The organism is Streptomyces ficellus, from assembly GCF_009739905.1.
GTDB classification, from domain to species: domain Bacteria; phylum Actinomycetota; class Actinomycetes; order Streptomycetales; family Streptomycetaceae; genus Streptomyces; species Streptomyces ficellus_A.
The window spans coordinates 4,750,551-4,765,768 of the sequence record NZ_CP034279.1 but is presented as its reverse complement, the minus strand read 5'-3'; the positions used below and the strand labels follow the sequence as shown (position 1 = coordinate 4,765,768).

Here is a 15,218-nt window from a genome sequence, read left to right as displayed (position 1 = left end):
TTCCGTTTCCGGCCCGTTCCCCTACTCCGTGCGCCAGGGCACCTGCGGCGAGCGGTAGAAGCCGACGCCGAGTGCCTCCAGGCGCGGCCCCTGGCCCGCGAGCCGCTCCTTGTACGTCTCCCAGTCGTGGGTGGCGGCCGGGGACCAGCCGAGTTCGGCCGCGCCGAGGAGCCGCGGGAACGCCATCGTGTCGATGTGCGCGCTCGTGACGACGGTCTCGGTCCACAGCGGCGCCTCGACGCCCTTGACGGCGCTCGCCGGGACGCCCGGGAAGTACGCGCCCGGGTCCCAGTCGTAGGACCGGCGGACGTCGACGTACCCGGCCCAGGACAGGCCGAGCGGGGTGCTCTTGTCGTACTTCATGTCGAGGTAGAGCCGGTCGGCGGGCGACAGGACCAGCCCGGTGCCGTTGCGGGCCGCGTTCGCCACCCGCTCCTTCTCCGCGCCGCTGGTGCGGTCCAGGCCCCAGTACTGCGCGAGGGCACCCTTCGCGGGCTTCGCGCCGGTGAGCTGGTGCCATCCGATGACGGTCTTGCCGTACTTCGCCACGGTGGCCTGCGCCCGGTCCATGAAGGCGACGTAGTCCTCGTGGCTGGTGGAGTGCGCCTCGTCGCCACCGATGTGGAGGTACCGGCCGGGGGTGAGGGCGGCCAGTTCGCGGACGACGTCGTCGACGAAGTCGTAGGTGACGTCCTTGTTCACGCACAGGCTGCTGAAGCCGACCTCGGTGCCCGTGTAGAGGGGCGGGGCGACGCCGTCGCAGTTGAGTTCCGCGTACGAGGCGAGGGCGGCGTTGGTGTGGCCGGGCATGTCGATCTCGGGCACGACCTCCAGGTGGCGGGAGGCGGCATAGGCGACGAGGTCCCGGTACTGGGCCTTGGTGTAGTACCCGCCGGGCCCGCCGCCGACCTGGGTGGAGCCGCCGTGGACGGCCAGGCGCGGCCAGGAGTCGATCGCGAGGCGCCAGCCCTGGTCGTCGCTCAGGTGCAGGTGCAGCGTGTTGACCTTGTAGAGCGCGAGCTGGTCGATGTAGCGCTTGACCTGCGGCACGGTGAAGAAGTGCCGGGAGACGTCGAGCATCGCGCCCCGGTAGGCGTAGCGGGGCGTGTCGGTGATCGCGCCGCCCGCGACCTTCCAGGGGCCGGGCTGCCGGGTGTCCCTCTCCACGGAGGCCGGGAGCTGCTGGCGCAGCGTCTGCACGCCGTGGAACAGCCCGGCCGGTTTCCGGGCGGTGATGGTGACGCCCCGGCGCCCGGACTCCAGCCGGTAGCCCTCGTCGCCGAGGGCCGTCTCCCGGCCGTTCAGCCGCAGCCGGATGCCGCCGGGGCCGCGGTCGTCGTCCACGACGGGCAGCGCGTATCCGGTCGACGGCCGCAGCACGTCCGCGAGGTACGCCCCGACGCGGCGGGCCTCGCGCGCGTCGTCGTCCACGTGGATGCGGGTGCGGGTGCCGAGCGTGTAGGGGCCGCCGCCGGGGCGTACGGAGGCGGGGGCGGGCACGATGTCGCCGAGCGGCCGGACTGCGGGCGCGGGCGCGCTCTCCGCGGGCGTGCCGCGCGCGGGGGCGGCTCCGGCCGCGCCGGTTCCGGCGGCCCCGGCGGCCACGACGAGCAGCAGCGAACCGAGAAGACGGAAGCGGCGGAGGCGGGGGAACGTTCTGCGCTGTCTCACAAGGCGGTCCCTTCGACGGGCGTCGCGACTGTGGGCGGGTGCGAGCGAACGGTCACCATGCGTACCGCGCGCCCCGGGGCCGGTCAAGGTGTAGACCATTTCCGGGCGACTCGATCACCGGGCGCCCGGCCCGCAGTGCCAGAATCCTCGGCATGACGGAAATCATCCAGAAGGACGGGACCTGGAGTTTCGACGGGGACGTCATACGCATCGTGCCGGGCGGAGACAAGAGCGTGGGGCTGCTGCGCCAGACGCTCGGCGAGATCGCCGTCCCCCTGAGGGCACTGGCGGGCATCTCCTTCGAGGCGGGGAAGAAGACCGGGCGGCTGAGGCTGCGGCTGCGGGACGGCGCGGATCCGCTGCTCCAGCTCACCGGGGGAAAGCCGGCCGACGGCTCGGACCCGTACGTCCTGGTCGTGGCGAACGACCGCAGCGGGGTCGCGGAGTACTTCGTGGACGAGGTGCGCCGCGCCATGCTGCTGGAGCAGGTCGAGACCGGGCCGGTGGACGCGTACCTGCTGCCCGGGCCCTCGCTGCCGATCACCGTGGGCGCGGGGGACGCCACGGTCACGTTCGACGGGGAGCGGATCCGCCTGGAGTGGAACTGGAAGACCGAGGAGTCGAAGGCGTCCGGGGGCGCCCGCACCCTCGCGCTGACCGGGGTGCGGGCGGTGGAGTGGCTGCCGGCCGCCGGGCTGGAGAACGGCTACCTGCGGTTCCGGGTGGACGGGGCGGGTCAGTCGGCCGCTCCCCCGGCGCCCAAGTACGATCCGCACGCCGTGGAGCTGTGGGGCTTCCGCAAGGACCCGCTGATGGCGCTGCTGGGCGCCGCCGTGGTGGCCCGGCTGCCGCACCCGAACGCGGCGCCGCCGGACGCCGCCCCGCCCGCCCTGGAGGCGGCCGCGCCCGCCGCCGTTCCCGCCGCCGTTCCCGCCGCTCCCGACCACGACGTCCTGCTGCGGCGGCTGCGGGAGCTGGGCGAGCTGCACCGGGCGGGGGTGCTCACGGACGAGGAGTTCACGCTCGCGAAACAGGCCGTTCTCAAGCAACTCTGACCAAAACGGACTCACTCCTGCCCGGAATCGGGCAGGATTGTTGCCATCCGCATGCCCGTCCTTCAATATCGACGGGTGCTCGAACACCGCTCGTCGCACGACGACCTCATCGACCACCTGGTCCGCAGCACCGCGCTCCAGCGCGGTGAGGCCGCCCGGGTGGTCCTCGACGTGCTGGCGTACTTCGACGAGACGACGGAGGAGTTCGTCCGCCGCCGCCACCGGGAGCTGCAGTCTGGTGGCGAGGTGAACGCCACGATCTTCGAGCGCATCGCGGCCGAACTGCCGCACCGCGCCGTGGCGCCGCCGGAGCTCTCGCTCCGGCAGCTGCGCCGCATGGTCTACGGCTGAACGCCACCGGGCCGGGCACACACCCGCAACACTTTCGGAGGGGCAACACTTTATGTGCGGAATCGTCGGTTACATCGGCAAGCGTGACGTGGCTCCGCTGCTGCTGGAGGGTCTGGCGCGGCTGGAGTACCGGGGGTACGACTCGGCGGGCATGGTGATCACCAGCCCCAAGTCGTCCGGCCTGAAGATGGTCAAGGCCAAGGGTCGCGTCCGTGACCTGGAGGCCCGCGTCCCCAAGCGCTTCACCGGCACCACCGGCATCGCCCACACCCGCTGGGCCACCCACGGCGCCCCGAGCGACGTGAACTCCCACCCGCACATGGACCCGGAGAACAAGGTCGCCGTCGTCCACAACGGCATCGTCGACAACGCCGCCGAGCTGCGCGCCAAGCTCGAGGCGGAGGGCGTGGTCTTCGCCTCCGAGACCGACACCGAGGTCCTCACCCACCTGATCGCCCGCTCCGCGGCCGAGACGCTGGAGGAGAAGGTCCGCGAGGCGCTCAAGGTCGTCGAGGGCACCTACGGCATCGCCGTCATGCACGCCGACTTCAACGACCGCATCGTCGTCGCCCGCAACGGCTCGCCGGTCGTCCTCGGCATCGGCGAGAAGGAGATGCTCGTCGCCTCCGACGTCGCCGCGCTGATCGCCCACACCCGCCAGATCGTCACCCTCGACGACGGCGAGATGGCCACCCTCAAGGCCGACGACTTCCGCACGTACACCACCTCGGGCACGCTGACCACCGCCACGCCCGAGACCGTGGAGTGGGAGGCCGCCTCGTACGACATGGGCGGTCACGACACGTACATGCACAAGGAGATCTCGGAGCAGGCCGACGCGGTGGACCGCGTCCTGCGCGGCCGCATCGACGAGAAGTTCTCCACCGTCCACCTGGGCGGCCTCAACCTGGACGCCCGCGAGGCCCGTGGCATCCGCCGCGTGAAGATCCTCGGCTGCGGCACCTCGTACCACGCCGGCATGATCGGCGCCTCGCTGATCGAGGGCCTCGCCCGCATCCCGGCCGACTCCGAGCCGGCCTCCGAGTTCCGCTACCGCAACCCGGTCGTGGACCCCGACACCCTGTACATCGCCGTCTCCCAGTCCGGTGAGACGTACGACGTGCTGGCCGCCGTCCAGGAGCTCAAGCGCAAGGGCGCCCGCGTCCTCGGCGTCGTCAACGTGGTGGGCTCCGCGATCGCCCGCGAGGCCGACGGCGGCGTGTACGTGCACGCCGGCCCCGAGGTCTGCGTCGTGTCGACCAAGTGCTTCACCAACACGGTCGTCGCCTTCGCGCTGCTCGCCCTGCACCTGGGCCGCATCCGCGACCTGTCCGTCGCCGACGGCAAGCGGATCATCGAGGGCCTGCGCAAGCTGCCCGGGCAGATCCAGGAGATCCTCGCCGCCGAGGAGGACATCAAGAAGCTCGCCGCCGAGTACGCGGACGCCAAGTCGATGATGTTCATCGGCCGTGTCCGGGGCTACCCGGTCGCCCTGGAGGCCTCCCTGAAGCTCAAGGAGATCTCCTACATCCACGCCGAGGCGTACCCGGCCTCCGAGCTGAAGCACGGCCCGCTGGCGCTCATCGAGCCCGCGATGCCGACCGTCGCGATCGTCCCGAACGACTCCCTGCTGGAGAAGAACCGGGCCGCGATGGAGGAGATCAAGGCCCGCAGCGGCAGGATCCTCGCGGTCGCGCACCAGGAGCAGGAGAAGGCCGACCACACGATCCTGGTCCCGAAGAACGAGGACGAGCTGGACCCGATCCTCATGGGCATCCCGCTCCAGCTCCTCGCCTACCACACGGCCCTCGCGCTGGGCCGGGACATCGACAAGCCGCGCAACCTGGCGAAGTCCGTCACGGTGGAGTAGGACCCGGACGAGCTGGTCCCGGACGGAGCGGTCCCGGACGAGCAGGTCCCGGACGCGGGCGACCCCCGGCGCGTGCCACCAACGCGCCGGGGGTCGCCCTTTCCGTACGGCCGGTGCCGCCCTCAGGGCGTGCCCTCCGCCCTGGCACCGGCCCCGTGGCCGCTTCAGCCGGTGGCCGTCACACCCCGGCCGGCGGCGCGCCCCTTGAAGGCGGGCCAGGCGGCGAGCGACGCGGTCGCCCCGTACCAGGCCGCGAGACCGGCCACCGCCGCGGCCCAGCCGCCGATCCGCCCGAGGACGGAGGCGTCCGCGAAGGCGCCGATGCCGGAGAGCAGCAGGGAGAGGGTCAGCAGGCCGTACACGCCCTGGCCGAGCAGTCCGGTGCCCGAGGCGGCCGCGGTGAGGCTGAGCGCCAGCATCGCCCACAGGACCATGAAGAGCCCGGCGGCCTCGGTGGAGACCCCGGAGCCCACGCCCGTGCCCCAGGCGAACCAGAAGGCGCCGAGACCGGCGAAGGCGGTGCCGGTCCGCCCGTCGCCCGCGCGCAGTTCGAGGAGTCCGGCGACGAACAGGGCGACCCCGCCGACCCAGGTCGCGAGGGCCGCGGCGTCGGAGGCCGCGACGTTGTCGATCACACCAGTGCTGCCGATGCCGAACGCGAGCAGCGTCAGGCCGAGTGCGAGGTGGCCGAGAGTGGAGGTGGTGCTCCCCGCAGAGACGTCGTTGTCCACGGCGGGCTCCCTTCATGCTCATGTGCAGTTGTGCTGCTTCCCAGCCATCTGGATATACCCTTCACAAGCGCACGAACCACCTCTTGGTGCGGCTGAATTTCGCCCGGCGCAAGGGGAATTGACGCCGTATCACCGGCGGAGCACGGCGTGGTTACGGGATGACGACGACGGGCCGCTGCGCGCGCCGCGCCAGCCGTCCGGCCACCGAGCCGAAGATGCGGCCGACGATGCCGTGCGTGGAGCCGACGACGATGGCGTCGGCCGAGTACTCGCGGCCGACCTCCTCCAGCTCGTGGCAGATGTCACCGCCGCGCTCGACCAGGATCCACGGCACCTCGGAGAGGTAGTCCGCGCAGGCCAGCTCCAGGCCCAGCACCTCGGTGCGGTGGTCCGGCACGTCGACGAAGACGGGCGGCTCGCAGCCGGCCCAGACGGTGGTGGGCAGCCGGTTCGCCACGTGCACGATGATCAGGCCGGAGCCGGACCGCCGGGCCATGCCGATGGCGTACGCCAGCGCCCGCTCGCTGGAGGTCGAGCCGTCGAAGCCGACGACCACCCCGTGCTGGAAGGCGGGATCGCAGTGGTGGCGCGTCTGGTCCGCCGCGAGGGGGTCGACCGGGGAGTCGGCGACCTGCCTGCGGTCCGCGGGTTCAGGGATTTCGTGACCGGCCATCGGTGTCTCGGCGAAGAGGGTCCTCTTGAGAAGGAGCAGGGATCCAACGCTTGGCGGAGGAGCTGTGTCCGGGAATCATCTTCCCAACCCCATACCCCCAAGGGTACGGCGGCACTCCTCCGCTGCCCAGTGCCCGCCACCCTGCCGCGGCGGTCACACGGCGTTCCAGGGAGCATGCACGAGCCCGTGCCGTATGGCAATGCCGGATGCCCCTTACAGGCGTCTGCGCCCGTCTCGTCCCCCGGCCCGCGCGCCGGGGGTCATGGGTGGGAGCCCGCGGCAACCTTCCTCCAGCCGTGCCGAAGGGGTCGCCAAGGACGGGCCGTGTGTGGTGCCCTATTAATAAGGAGAAACCATGCCGACCGGCCGGTACTCCCTCCGGCCGCGACGGGCAGTGACCGGGGCGGCCGGCCGTCGTTGGCCAACGGTCCGACCGGTCATACCGCGGCCCGCGGCGAGCACCACGCGGTCCGCGGTCCGCAGCCCCCAGGGAGTTCCCGTGCCCGCACACCAGTCCGCCCCCGCCCCGTCGTCCGCGTCCGAGTCGGCGAGCGACGTGGTCCGCTGGGCCGCCTTCAGCTGCGCGCTGGTCCCCGTGGTCCTGCTGGTGTACGGCACGTCCTTCGGCGGCGCGGCGGGCACCGCGGTGGGGCTGGCCGCCGTGACGGCCGCGTGCCGGGTGCTGCTGCGCCGCTCCGAGCGGGTGGCCCTGGAGCGGGTGGCCTGCGGGCGGGCGACGACCGGGCGGGCGACGGCCGGGCGGGCGGCCCCGGCGGGCGTGGCGCCGCGCGGCGGCCGGCACTCGCGGCCGGGCGCCGGGACGCACCGCGGAAGCCGTCACACGGCGGGGTGCGCGTCCGGAGACTGACCCGTTCGCACATCCGCACCCATATGTTTTCAGCCAACTTCGGCCGAGTGGCGATTCCTTGCCAGAATGGCCTGCCAACCCCCTTGTCACCAGGCGAGAAAGGGCTGCGAGGGGCTTTTGCACCCTACGTGGTTGGGCCATGCGCGTGATGCGCACTTCCCTGCGGGCCCCGCGAGTGGAACGCTTCGTGATCGAATGCTTCGCGCCAAGTTGCCTTGTCGACATAGTGCCGGATGCGGAACTTGTCACTCCGGCACAACGGGACGCAGTAGATTCGATCATGACTATCGAAGACTGGGGACTCGTGCAAAACCGAGGGGAAACGTGCAGGAGCGACAGGACCTAGGAGACGCGAACACCGAGGGGGGCTTAGCGTCATGAGCCAGGACTCCGCCGCACCGGAGACCGGACGCAAACTGTCCGGACGGCGCCGCCGTGAGGTCGTCGCAGTGCTGCTGTTCAGCGGCGGCCCCATCTTCGAGAGTTCTATTCCGCTTTCGGTGTTCGGGATTGACCGCCAGGACGCCGGAGTACCGCGCTACAGGCTGCTCGTCTGCGCGGGTGAGGACGGACCGCTGCGGACCACCGGCGGACTCGAACTCACCGCGCCGTACGGGCTGGAGGCCATCAGCAGGGCCGGCACCGTCGTCGTACCGGCCTGGCGGTCGATCACCTCGCCGCCACCGGCCGAGGCGCTCGACGCGCTGCGCCGCGCACACGAGGAGGGCGCCCGCATCGTCGGCCTGTGCACCGGCGCGTTCGTGCTCGCCGCCGCCGGATTACTGGACGGGCGGCCCGCCACCACGCACTGGATGTACGCGCCGACGCTCGCCAAGCGCTACCCGTCGGTCCACGTGGACCCGCGGGAGCTGTTCGTCGACGACGGCGACGTCCTCACCTCCGCGGGGACGGCGGCCGGAATCGACCTCTGTCTGCACATCGTGCGCACGGACCACGGCACCGAGGCGGCCGGGGCGCTCGCCCGCCGGCTCGTGGTGCCGCCCCGGCGCAGTGGCGGGCAGGAGCGCTACCTCGACCGGTCGCTGCCGGAGGAGATCGGCGCCGACCCGCTCGCCGAGGTCGTCGCCTGGGCGCTGGAGCACCTCCACGAGCAGTTCGACGTGGAGACGCTGGCGGCCCGCGCGTACATGAGCAGGCGGACCTTCGACCGCCGCTTCCGGTCACTGACGGGCTCCGCCCCGCTCCAGTGGCTGATCACGCAGCGGGTGCTCCAGGCGCAGCGGCTGCTGGAGACGTCCGACTACTCGGTCGACGAGGTGGCCGGCCGCTGCGGGTTCCGCTCGCCGGTCGCGCTGCGCGGGCACTTCCGCCGCCAGCTGGGCTCCTCGCCGGCCGCGTACCGGGCCGCCTACCGGGCCAGGCGCCCGCAGGGTGACCCGGCCGGTCCGTCGGGCCCGGGCGGGCCGGCGGCCGTGGTGGACCCGGTGCTGCCGTCGCAGCTGACGTCGGCCGCGCGGCGGGCCGCCGCCGCGTCCGCCCCGGTGGGCCCGACGGCCACCGCCGCCGGGTTGGAGCACGGCAAGCCGCACGCGGACGCCTTCAGCGGCCGGGCGGCCCTGCCGGGCCAGCGCAGCGCGCCGTAGGCGCACACGGTCGACCCCGGAGGGGCGGCCGCTCGGGAGGTACGAGACGCACCTCCCGAGCGGCCGCCCCTCTAAGGTAGGACGCATGAACGATCGCATGGTGTGGATCGACTGCGAGATGACCGGGCTCTCGCTGACGGACGACGCACTCATCGAGGTGGCCGCGCTGGTCACCGACTCGGAACTGAACGTACTCGGTCAAGGCGTGGACATCGTGATCCGCCCGCCGGACGGGGCGCTGGAGACGATGCCGGACGTGGTGCGCCAGATGCACACCTCCTCCGGCCTCCTCGACGAGCTCGCCGGCGGCACCACGCTCGCCGACGCCGAGGAGCAGGTCCTCGCGTACGTGCGTGAACACGTCAAGGAGCCGGGCAAGGCCCCGCTGTGCGGGAACTCGGTCTCCACCGACCGCGGCTTCCTGCTGCGTGACATGCCGACGCTGGAGGACTACCTCCACTACCGGATCGTCGATGTCTCCTCGGTCAAGGAGCTGGCTCGCCGCTGGTACCCGAGGGCGTACTTCAACAGTCCGGAGAAGGCCGGCAACCACCGGGCGCTCGCCGACATCCGCGAGTCCATCGCCGAACTGCGCTACTACCGCGAGGCGGTCTTCGTCCCGCAGCCCGGCCCCGACTCCGACACCGCCAGGCGCATCGCCGCGCGCCACGTCCTGCCCGGGTAACGGCCCCGCGCACCGGGCCGCGGCCGGGCCGCGACCCGGCCGCCCGAAAGGCGGGAGCGAGCACCCTCTCGGACCCTGTACACTTTTTCTCGGCCGGTCGGGAAAAAGACCGGTCGTGGTGGGTATAGCTCAGCTGGTAGAGCACCTGGTTGTGGTCCAGGATGTCGCGGGTTCGAGTCCCGTTACTCACCCTGAATGATCAAGGGCTGACCTGTGAAAACGGGTCGGCCCTTGATCGTTTCGTGGCGTCGCTGCCGGGCGGCACGCCGTACGACGATCAGCCTCGCGCCTCTCCGAGGGCAGCCCGGAGCCAGTCCAGCCCGTTCTGCCCCACCAACTCGTCGGCCAGGCGCCTGGCCGACTCGGTGACGAGGCGGCCTCGGCTGTTGTCGATCCACCGCTGGGCATTGCCGTAGCCCTGCTCCTTGTACTCGATGCCCTGGAGCAGGCACTCCAGCTTGTCGGCGTCGCGGGCGCATACCGCCTCGGGGGATTCCTTCGCCTCGTACTCGGCGACGAGGTCCCGCACCGCCGACGCCAGAAGCTCCGGCATGCCGGCGGTCTGGTCCTTCGTGACCGCCTGGGGGTCGGCCGCGGGGCCGTACTTCTTCCCCAGATGGTTCACATCCCCCGTACGGGTTTCCTGGGAGTCGTGCCACACCGCCATGAGGGCCGCCTTGGCCGGGTCGGCGCCTTCGAGCTTCGCGATGATCGAGGCAATCAGCGACGTGCGCCAAGCGTGCTCCGCCACACTCTCGGGGTCACGCACGCCCGCCATCCACCAGCCGGTTCGGCGCGTGTGCTTGAGCGTCCCCGCCTCGTACAGGAAGCGCGCCACCGCGGACAGGTCTTCAGCCACCGTCCGTCTCCTCTCACGCCTCGGCGAGGCGGATCGCGTACCGGATGCCTTCGAGCTCCCGGCGAGATCGCGGCGAGAGCTCTCGGCCATCCAACAGCATCGGCAGACAGGAACGCAGGGCCATGGCAGGTGCCGACTTCCCGCCCAACAGGTGGGGACGGGCTGTCAGCAGCGCCCACATGGTGTGGACGTTCAGATCGAAGAAGCCGTGCTCGGGCGTCAGACCGCGCACCAGGTGGCGCAGGAGCCGATTGCCACTCCAAGGACCCGGCGGCGGCTTGGCGATGAAGTCGTCGCTCAGTTCCATGTGGGGAGTCTCGCCGACCCAGTACGCCCAGTAGTTCAGGTTGGCCACCTCGCTGACGTCGTCGTCGAGCAGGGAGCCGATGAAGTGCCCCATGCGGTCGCGGTCTCCCTGGCGTGCGGCCACAGCCGCGACTGAGCGGTTGTTCAGCCAGCCGGTCAGCCAGTCGCCGGGCCGTTCGCTTCGCTGCTGGTGCCCCAACCAGCCGGAGGTGTCGGTCGCCGTGTCGTAGCCGGCCAGGTACAGGGCCTGGCGCCGCAGCAGGAAGCGCTCCGGGCCACGGGAGCACTCGGCGGTGCGCCGCATCTGTTCGAAGAACCGGCGGCGATCGGTGACGGGCATCTGCGGGGCGCTCGGGACGGGTCCTCGTCGCGGTCGGGGTGGTGCGGGCAGGTCGCGGAGGAGTGTCGGGGCGACTCCGTTGAGCGGCCAGGTGAGCACCTCGACCAGCTCTCGTTGCATGACCCACGCCCCGAGTGGGCTGTCCTCGAGCGCCAGGTCCTCGTCGAGCACGCGGGACAGGAGGACGTCGGCTTCCAGGGCCCGTTCGAGGATGAGCAGCAGGGGTGGCGCGGCGCCGAGCCGTAACAAGCGGTGCCGCTGAACGTGCATCTGGCCGGTAGGCACAGCCGTGAGAGAACGCCGGCCGGACTCCCACCCGGCGATGGTGTCGACGGAGACTCGCAGCTGCTCGGCAAGGGAGTCCTGCGTGTGGCCCATCTGCTCTCGGATCAACCGGAACGTGAACCCCGAGACCGGACCGCCGCGGCCACGGGTGGCGGTCCCCTGACTGGTGGTCGGGGTCATTCGCTGACTACCGAGCATGGCGCTCCCCTTTGCCCGTGACGGCACACGCGAACCGGTACCCGCGGTCGGTTCAGCCCGGCGCCGTCGCTCTCTACCGTCATAACAGTGACGAGCAGCAACTCAGCGTAGTGGAAGGAGCTTCGACGTGGACGTCGCCGCAGGACACGCGGGAGCAGCGGCGGAGCCGAAGCCACGGGGTCTGAACCTGTGCTGGTCGCCTCTCCCCTCGCAGCCGACCCGCTGCTGCACCCTCGCACCGGAACACCCGGACGACCACTTCCACGAGTATTCCGGTGCCGGGTGGCCCCGGAAGGCCAACAACGTCCGCCTCACCACCCGTCCACAACCACCCACCCAGGAGGTACAGATGAGCGACACCGTGAACGACGGCGGTAAGCACGGCGGCGAGCCGTCCGACAAGCCGTGGACCCCGCCGCCCGCCCCGCCGTCCCCCGACGGCTCCGGCCCGCAGAAGTGCACCGACACCGAGGGGAGCTGAGGTGACCCCAAGCCGCCCCGGCGGGCACGCCGGGCTCGTGGAAAACCTCTACGAGTACGGCCTGCTCGACGAGACATGGCGCGCCGTCTGGCACGCCGTCCCCCGTGAACCCTTCATCCCCCGGACGGCATGGCGGCAGGGACCGGCCAGGTGCGAGCCGCTCACCAACGAGGCGGACCGGCTCGCCCTCATCCACGCCGATGAACCGGTCGTCATCCAGGTCGACGACGGCGAACCCGGAGGCCCCGGCGTCGCCACGTCGTCCAACAGCCAGCCCAGCATGGTCGCCCGGATGCTGCGCCTGCTGCTCGTCGACGGCGGACACCGCGTGCTGGAGATCGGTACCGCGTCCGGGTACGTCGCCGCGCTGCTCTCCCGCCGGCTCGGCGACTCGGCGGTGTACAGCGTGGAGATCGACCCGGGCCTGGCCCATCACGCGGCCGCCACCCTTCGGGCCGCCGGGTACACGCCGAACCTCGCCTGCGCGGACGGTGCGTGGGGGTGGCCCGACGAGGCCCCGTTCGACCGTATCGTCGCCACGTGCGCGTTGCGTACGGTGCCGCACCAGCTGGTGCGGCAACTCGAACCGGGAGGCGTCCTGGTGGCGCCGGTGGCCCGTGCGTTCTGGAGCGGTGCCCTGGTACAGCTCACCGCCGACGGCACGGGCCAGGCTTCAGGCCGGTTCCAGGGTGGCGCGGCGTACATGCCAATGCGTGCGCACCGCCCGGCGCCGCCTCCGCCGGTCGACCAGACGTCCCGCCGGTCGGTCAGGGCCCGGGTCGACCCGCGCGAGCTGCTGACGCTCGGCTTCGCGCTCTACGCCGGCGCGCGTCTGCCGGGCGTGCGCATGGTCCACGCCGACCGGGCGGACGGCGCGCAGGTGTGGCTCCAGGACGAGGACGGGTCTGCTGCGACGGCCGTTTCAGGTGAGGACGCGTACGAGTACGGTGCCCGCGGCCTGTGGGACGAGGTGCAGCGGGTACGTGACGAATACGTCGCCCTCGGCGCACCCGGAGCGCGGGACTTCGGGCTGACGGTCAGCGACCGGGGCCAACAGGTCTGGCTCCACGACCCCGAGCGGGTCATCGAGCCGGCGCCGCTGTCCGAACCCGTCCGCTGATCCGGGAGCGGCTCTCCGTCGGGTCCGGCGGCCTCACGTCGAGGCGCGGACCACCAGCTCCGTCGGCAGGACGGTCCGGCAGGGGGCCGGGGACGTGCCGGTGATCTCCTGGAGCAGGGCGCGGGCCATGCGGCGGCCCATCTCCTCGATCGGCTGGCGCACGCTGGTGAGCGGCGGGTCCATGAGGCGGGCCACCGGCGAGTCGTCGACGCCGATGAGCGCCACGTCGTCCGGGACGCGCCGCCCCGATTCGCGCAGGACGCCGAGGGCGCCCGCCGCCATGACGTCCGAGGCGGCGAACACGCCGTCCACGTCGGGGCAGCGCTCCAGCAGGGCGCGCATGGCGTGGCGGCCGCCCTCCTCGGTGAAGTCCGCGAGGGCGACCAGCCGGTCGTCGGCGGGGAGATCGGCCGCGTCGACGCCCCGGCGGTAGCCGTCGAGGCGGCAGCGTGCCGCGTACATGTCCAGCGGGCCGGTGATGGTCGCGATCCGGCGGCGGCCCCGCCCGGCGAGGTGGCCGACGGCGGCGCGGCCCGCGCCGACGTTGTCGGAGTCGACGTACGCCACGCGCTCACCGGCGGAGCGGCGGCCGTTGAGGACGGCGGGCAGGCCCAGCTCGCGCGCCAGGTCCGGCAGCGGGTCGTCGGCGTGGACGGAGACGAACAGCACGCCGTCCACCCGCTGGGCGGACAGGTATTGGGCGAACCGCTGCCGTTCCCTGCCGGACCGGATGAGGGTGAGGAGCAACTGCGTGTCCGCGTCGGCCAGTTCCGTGCTGACGCCCCGGATGATGTCGAGGAAGTACGGCTCGGCGAACAGGCGGGCCTCGGTCTCCGGGACCACCAGGGCGACGGCGTCCGTGCGGGCACCCGCCAGCGCCCGGGCGGCGCGGTCGGGGACGTACCCCAGTTCGGCGATGGCCCGGCCGACCGCCTCCTTCGCCCGGTCACTGACCCGCGGGGAGCCGTTGATCACCCGTGACACCGTGCCGCGCCCCACGCCCGCCCGGGCCGCGACCTCCTCCAGCGTGGGCCTGCCGGTCCGCCGTCCGCTCACCGCCGTCGGTCTCCCCTCGCACGCCGGAGCCCCGCAGGGGGCCATGACTGCCGTCAACCTAGAGGGTGGCCCCGCGCGGGGGCCAGGGGCGACGACGACGTCCTCAGGTCAGCGCCCCGGTGACCACCTCCGCCGCCCGCGCGATCAGCGCGTTGTCGTAACCGGCGTCCTCCGTGCCCCGGTTCGACATGATCGCCATGACGATCGGCGCGGCGCCGGGCCGCCACACCACGGCGATGTCGTTGCGGACGCCGTAGACGCCGCCTCCGCCGGTCTTGTCGCCGACCACCCAGCCCTTGGGCACGCCGGCCCTGATCAGCTCGTCCCCGGTGGTGTTGGTGCGCAGCCAGCGGGTGAGCTGGGCGCGTTCGTCCTTGCCGAGGGCGTCGCCGAGGACGAACGCCCGCAGGTCGCCCGCCCATGCGCGGGGAGTCGTGGTGTCCGACTCGGCGCCCGGCGACCACTGGTTCAGCTCCGGCTCGCGGCGCTCCACGCGGGTGACGGTGTCGCCCGTCGCGCGGAGGGCGGCCGCGAGGCCCGGCGGCCCGCCGATCGCGTCGAACAGGAGGTTGGCCGCGGTGTTGTCGCTGTGGCGCACGGCGGCGTCGCACAGGGCGCGCAGGGTCATCCCGGTGCGGACGTGCTTCTCCGTGACGGGAGAGTGCTCGACCAGGTCGTCCTCGGCGTACGTGATCACCTCGTCCATGCCGCCCGGGGAGTGCTCGCGCAGGACGGCGGCCGCGGCGAAGGCCTTGAAGGTGGAGGCGTAGGCGAAGCGCTCGTCGGCACGGTGGGCGACCTCCCGGCCGGTGCCGGTGTCGACGGCGTACACGCCCAGACGCGCGCCGTACTCGCGCTCCAGCTTCTCCAGGGCGGCGGTGTACGGCCGTACGGCCGGGGCCGCCCGCGTCGCCGTCGCGGACGGAGCCGGGGCGGCCGCGGTGCCGCCGGGACCGCCGGGGCCGCACGCGACGAGCGGAAGGGCGGCGAGCGGGAGGGCGACGAGCCCGGTGAGCCCGCGGAGAACGGCACGGCGTGCACGGGTGTACTGCATGGTGAACCTCC

The 15,218-nt window shown here is 72.3% G+C and carries 15 protein-coding genes and 1 tRNA gene; 9 read left to right on the top strand and 7 right to left on the bottom strand.

Going from position 1 to position 15,218, the window contains the following annotated elements:
• Positions 1-21: 21 nt before the first annotated feature.
• Positions 22-1,671 (bottom strand): beta-N-acetylhexosaminidase, encoded by a 1,650-nt coding sequence (locus EIZ62_RS21340; RefSeq protein WP_244375875.1) that lies wholly within the window; start codon positions 1,669-1,671, stop codon positions 22-24.
• 152 nt (positions 1,672-1,823) lie between these two features.
• Between EIZ62_RS21340 and EIZ62_RS21335 the strand changes: the two genes are divergently transcribed.
• From EIZ62_RS21335 to glmS, 3 genes are all read left to right on the top strand, one after another.
• Positions 1,824-2,726, top strand: coding sequence for a DUF4429 domain-containing protein (locus EIZ62_RS21335; RefSeq protein ID WP_156694242.1), 903 nt, complete (start codon positions 1,824-1,826; stop codon positions 2,724-2,726).
• 75 nt (positions 2,727-2,801) lie between these two features.
• A complete protein-coding gene (locus tag EIZ62_RS21330) occupies positions 2,802-3,077 on the top strand; it encodes a hypothetical protein (protein ID WP_156694241.1) in 276 nt (91 codons plus the stop codon).
• 52 nt (positions 3,078-3,129) lie between these two features.
• Positions 3,130-4,947 (top strand): glutamine--fructose-6-phosphate transaminase (isomerizing), encoded by a 1,818-nt coding sequence (glmS, locus tag EIZ62_RS21325; RefSeq protein WP_156694240.1) that lies wholly within the window; start codon positions 3,130-3,132, stop codon positions 4,945-4,947.
• A 164-nt stretch (positions 4,948-5,111) separates the two neighbouring features.
• On the opposite strand, the gene EIZ62_RS21320 is transcribed toward glmS, so the two are convergent.
• Both EIZ62_RS21320 and EIZ62_RS21315 read right to left on the bottom strand, forming a co-directional pair.
• Positions 5,112-5,678 carry a GPR1/FUN34/YaaH family transporter gene (locus tag EIZ62_RS21320; protein WP_156694239.1) on the bottom strand — a complete coding sequence of 189 codons (567 nt, stop codon included), beginning with the start codon at positions 5,676-5,678 and terminating at the stop codon, positions 5,112-5,114.
• A gap of 151 nt (positions 5,679-5,829) precedes the next feature.
• The gene (locus EIZ62_RS21315) at positions 5,830-6,351 is read right to left on the bottom strand and encodes a universal stress protein (RefSeq protein WP_156694238.1); all 522 of its coding nucleotides are present in this window, start codon (positions 6,349-6,351) and stop codon (positions 5,830-5,832) included.
• 499 nt (positions 6,352-6,850) lie between these two features.
• On the opposite strand from EIZ62_RS21315, the gene EIZ62_RS21310 reads away from it, so the two are divergent.
• The 4 genes from EIZ62_RS21310 (at position 6,851) to EIZ62_RS21295 (ending at position 9,699) form a co-directional block, all read left to right on the top strand.
• The gene (locus EIZ62_RS21310; RefSeq protein ID WP_156694237.1) at positions 6,851-7,219 is read left to right on the top strand and encodes a hypothetical protein; all 369 of its coding nucleotides are present in this window, start codon (positions 6,851-6,853) and stop codon (positions 7,217-7,219) included.
• Between the two features lie 377 nt (positions 7,220-7,596).
• A complete protein-coding gene (locus EIZ62_RS21305) occupies positions 7,597-8,823 on the top strand; it encodes a helix-turn-helix domain-containing protein (protein ID WP_156694236.1) in 1,227 nt (408 codons plus the stop codon).
• 85 nt (positions 8,824-8,908) lie between these two features.
• The gene (gene orn / locus EIZ62_RS21300; RefSeq protein ID WP_156694235.1) at positions 8,909-9,508 is read left to right on the top strand and encodes an oligoribonuclease; all 600 of its coding nucleotides are present in this window, start codon (positions 8,909-8,911) and stop codon (positions 9,506-9,508) included.
• Positions 9,509-9,626: 118 nt separating this feature from the next.
• Positions 9,627-9,699: transfer RNA gene (locus tag EIZ62_RS21295), tRNA-His, on the top strand.
• Between the two features lie 86 nt (positions 9,700-9,785).
• Here the strand turns inward: EIZ62_RS21295 and EIZ62_RS21290 are convergent.
• Together EIZ62_RS21290 and EIZ62_RS21285 are read right to left on the bottom strand one after the other, a co-directional pair.
• Complete coding sequence (locus EIZ62_RS21290) at positions 9,786-10,367, bottom strand: HD domain-containing protein (RefSeq protein WP_156694234.1); 582 nt, start codon at positions 10,365-10,367, stop codon at positions 9,786-9,788.
• 13 nt (positions 10,368-10,380) lie between these two features.
• Positions 10,381-11,478 (bottom strand): helix-turn-helix domain-containing protein, encoded by a 1,098-nt coding sequence (locus EIZ62_RS21285; RefSeq protein ID WP_244375873.1) that lies wholly within the window; start codon positions 11,476-11,478, stop codon positions 10,381-10,383.
• A gap of 367 nt (positions 11,479-11,845) precedes the next feature.
• On the opposite strand from EIZ62_RS21285, the gene EIZ62_RS32765 reads away from it, so the two are divergent.
• Positions 11,846-11,977 (top strand): hypothetical protein, encoded by a 132-nt coding sequence (locus tag EIZ62_RS32765; protein ID WP_280117749.1) that lies wholly within the window; start codon positions 11,846-11,848, stop codon positions 11,975-11,977.
• Position 11,978: 1 nt separating this feature from the next.
• Entirely contained in the window at positions 11,979-13,097 is a 1,119-nt protein-coding gene (locus tag EIZ62_RS21280) for a methyltransferase domain-containing protein (RefSeq protein WP_156694232.1), read from the top strand.
• Positions 13,098-13,130: 33 nt separating this feature from the next.
• On the opposite strand, the gene EIZ62_RS21275 is transcribed toward EIZ62_RS21280, so the two are convergent.
• Both EIZ62_RS21275 and bla read right to left on the bottom strand, forming a co-directional pair.
• Entirely contained in the window at positions 13,131-14,198 is a 1,068-nt protein-coding gene (locus EIZ62_RS21275; protein WP_156694231.1) for a LacI family DNA-binding transcriptional regulator, read from the bottom strand.
• Between the two features lie 58 nt (positions 14,199-14,256).
• Positions 14,257-15,207 (bottom strand): class A beta-lactamase, encoded by a 951-nt coding sequence (gene bla / locus EIZ62_RS21270; protein WP_156694230.1) that lies wholly within the window; start codon positions 15,205-15,207, stop codon positions 14,257-14,259.
• Positions 15,208-15,218: the final 11 nt, after the last annotated feature.